The organism is Burkholderia sp. Ac-20345 (assembly GCF_017104825.1).
Taxonomy (GTDB): Bacteria; Pseudomonadota; Gammaproteobacteria; order Burkholderiales; family Burkholderiaceae; genus Burkholderia; species Burkholderia lata_B.
Genome location: NZ_JAAGPO010000405.1, coordinates 1 through 3,164 on the forward strand (window position 1 = coordinate 1; position 3,164 = coordinate 3,164).

Annotated in this window: 3 protein-coding genes and 1 pseudogene; all 4 read left to right on the top strand. The window is 68.6% G+C overall.

The features are described 5' to 3' along the window. Window positions 1-298 (top strand): annotated as a pseudogene (locus G3O06_RS47340) (chemotaxis protein CheA); the annotation flags it as partial. A gap of 156 nt (window positions 299-454) precedes the next feature. Beyond that, window positions 455-1,039, top strand: a complete 585-nt coding sequence (locus G3O06_RS47345; RefSeq protein ID WP_174970319.1) for a hypothetical protein — start codon at window positions 455-457, stop codon at window positions 1,037-1,039. Window positions 1,040-1,174: 135 nt separating this feature from the next. After that, window positions 1,175-2,572, top strand: coding sequence for a sigma-54 dependent transcriptional regulator (locus G3O06_RS47350; protein WP_346779602.1), 1,398 nt, complete (start codon window positions 1,175-1,177; stop codon window positions 2,570-2,572). 139 nt (window positions 2,573-2,711) lie between these two features. Further along, window positions 2,712-3,164 (top strand): hypothetical protein (locus G3O06_RS47355; RefSeq protein ID WP_205820200.1); only part of this gene is annotated, 453 nt, incomplete at its 3' end.

Here is a 3,164-nt window from a genome sequence, read left to right on the forward strand (position 1 = left end):
CGCAGCCGAAGCCGCGATGCCCGCACCGGCAGCCGATGCGAAGGCCGCCGAACCGGCTCCGGTCGCCGCGGAAGCGCCGGCGCCGGAAGCCGCGCAGCCTGCCGTAGCAGCAGCGCCTGCCGACATGCCGGCTGCGGATGCGAAGGTGCCGGAAGAAGCCGCAGCGCAGCCCGCCGACATGCCGGCGTTGTCCGATCCGGCGCAAGGATTGCCGCCGGCTCAGGTCGACCAGCAGGCCGCCCCGGCTACACCGGTCGTGCCGGCTCCGGCTGTCATCTCGACGAGCACGTCGTCGTAAGCACGCGGGTCGGACGCCCGTGCGGCCGGAACGCAGGCCGCACGGGCGTCGTTCGAGCCCGATGCCCGACGGTCGTTTCCTGTTTGATGGGTGTTGGTTCCATCCCCGAGATCAACACCTCTTTTTGCCTGACGAGGATGCAAGGAGGCCTCAACCATGAGGATCTTTTTGGTCGCTCTGCTGTTGTACAGCGCACAAGCCGCGGCGCAGGTGGCTTTTCAGAACCCTGCGGTCTTCGTCATCCTGGGCGAGCAGACCGCGGCGAACGCCGTAAGCGTCGCGCAGGCGCTGTCGACGCTCGGTCGCGCCGACAACACGGCATGCGCGCCGATGATGATGATCGGCGATCCGCAGATGATCTACATGATGCCGGAGGAGGGTCACGCGCCGTCGTGGCAATCGCCTGTATACGGCCGTGGCGCGCCGTTCGAAGCGCAGAGCGGGCCGACGCCGACCGGCAAGACGATCGGCGCGATGCAGCATGCCGAGGACATGCAGACGCAGCCATGGAACGACGGCAGCGCGATCACGCAGAAGATCGCCGGCGAGTCGAGCGTGACGGCGGCGGATCGGGTGAGCGGGTGGCAGCGCAACGGGCTCAACTCGATCGAGACGGCCCGTTCGACGGAAGTGACGGTCAACGGCAAGACCTACCGGGCCTATCGTGACGACCTCAACCGCTCCGCGAAGCCGGTCGTCGAGCCGCAGATCTACACCCAGCGCGTCGTCTTCTGCCGATAACGAAACGTCAATCCGAGGACGGCCCGGCGCCGCGCCGCGGGACCACGATGCCCCGCCCCACGCGATCCGGCAACGGCCGTTTCGACAACCAACCCAAGCGACGAGGCCATCGTGAACTATTGCTGTCAGATCAGGGTGTCGGGCCCGCAGGATCTCGAACGCGATGCGGGTACGGCGCCGTTCCTGGCCGTCCGGCGCAACCATGTCGTACCGTCGCGGCCGCTCGTCTACCTGTCGCAGCAGCACGATGCTGCGCTGGTCGACTGTCTCGAATCGCGCGGCTGGGACGTGTGGCGCGCGAAAACCGTTGCGGACGCATTGAATCTCGTCAGGGTGAACCGTCCGCACGCGGGTATCGTCGATTTCGGCAGCTTCGCGTCGCCCGACGTGACCTCGTTCGAGGCGCTGCTGCGCGATCCGCGCGTCGGCTGGGTCGCGCTCGCCGACAATGAGCGGCTGCGGGATCTCACCATCGCGCGCTTGATTCGCCGCTGCTGCTTCGACTACGTGCGCAATGCGACCGCCTATACGACGATCGGCTATCTGGTCGGCCATGCATACGGGATGCTGAATCTCGCGGACGGCAGCCCGGACGCCGATGCCGCGCCCCCGGGCGATACGATGATCGGCTCGTGCGACGCGATGCGCCGGCTGTTCGCGACGATCCGCAAGGTCGCGAACACGGACGCCACCGTTTTCATCGCCGGCGAATCCGGTACCGGCAAGGAGCTGACGGCGGCGGCGATCCACCGGCAGTCGTTGCGTGCCGACGCGCCATTCGTTGCCGTGAACTGCGCGGCCATTCCGTCGACGCTGCTGCAGGCCGAACTGTTCGGCCACGAGCGCGGCGCGTTCACGGGCGCGCACCAGCGCAAGATCGGCCGGATCGAGGCCGCGCACGGCGGCACGCTGTTTCTCGATGAAATCGGCGACATGCCGTTCGAGAGCCAGGCGAGCCTGCTGCGCTTCCTGCAGGAAGGCACGATCGAGCGGCTCGGCGGGCACGCGTCGATTCCGGTGGACGTGCGGATCGTGTCGGCGACCCACGTCGATCTCGAGGCCGCGATGCAGGCGGGGCGGTTCCGTGCCGACCTGTACTACCGCCTGTGCGTGCTGCGCATCGACGAGCCGCCGCTGCGCGTGCGCGGCCGCGACATCATGCTGCTCGCCGACTACGTGCTGCGGCGCTATCGCGACGACAGCTCGCACCGGATTCGCGGCTTCATGCCGTGCGCGATCGAAGCGATCCACAACTATCCGTGGCCGGGCAACGTGCGGGAGCTGATCAACCGGATCCGGTTCGCGGTCGTGATGACGAACGGCCCGATGATCTCGGCCACCGATCTCGAACTGCACCCGTACACGTCGCGGCAGCCGCCGACGCTTGCGCAAGCACGCCGGCAGGCCGAGCGGCGCGCGATCGAGGAAACGCTGATGCGCCATCGTCACCAGCATGCGGACGTGGCGGCCGACCTTGGCATTTCGCGCGCGACGCTGTATCGGCTGATGACCGCGCACGGGCTGCACGGCTGACGCGCCGCGGCCCTCGGCCCCCGGCCGCTCAAGACCGCGCGACGTCGGCCGTTAAAACAGGAAACGGCCCGTCCGGCCCGCCGGCGCAGGAATGCGCGCGCGGCCGGCACGCGGCGCATCACGCTTATCCGAGGTTATCGTGGCAGAGTGCAGTCACTGCGGCAGGACGTTCCTGGTCGGCGGGCGGTCGATCGACGGCCGCCGCTATTGCCGTCCGGCGTGCGCGCAAGCGCATCCGATCGTCGTCGAGGCAGAACGGGTGCCCGACGCGAAAGTCTGGGAATACGTGCACGACTGGCGTTACGGGCCATGCCCGATCTGCCGTCGCGACGACCAGCCGGTCGATGTCCATGCGTCGCATCGCGTCGTGTCGCTGCTGTTCGTCACGCGCTGGGCGACGCGGCGTCACGTGTGTTGCCGGCGTTGCGGCCGCAGGAAGCAGGCGGTCGCGCTGCTGGCCTCGGCCGCGTTCGGCTGGTGGGGGCTGCCGTGGGGCCTCGTGCTGACGCCGATTCAGCTCGCGCGCAACGCGCTCGGGCTGGCCGCGCGCGATCCGGAGGTCGCGACGCAACAGTTCGAGCAGCTCGTGCGG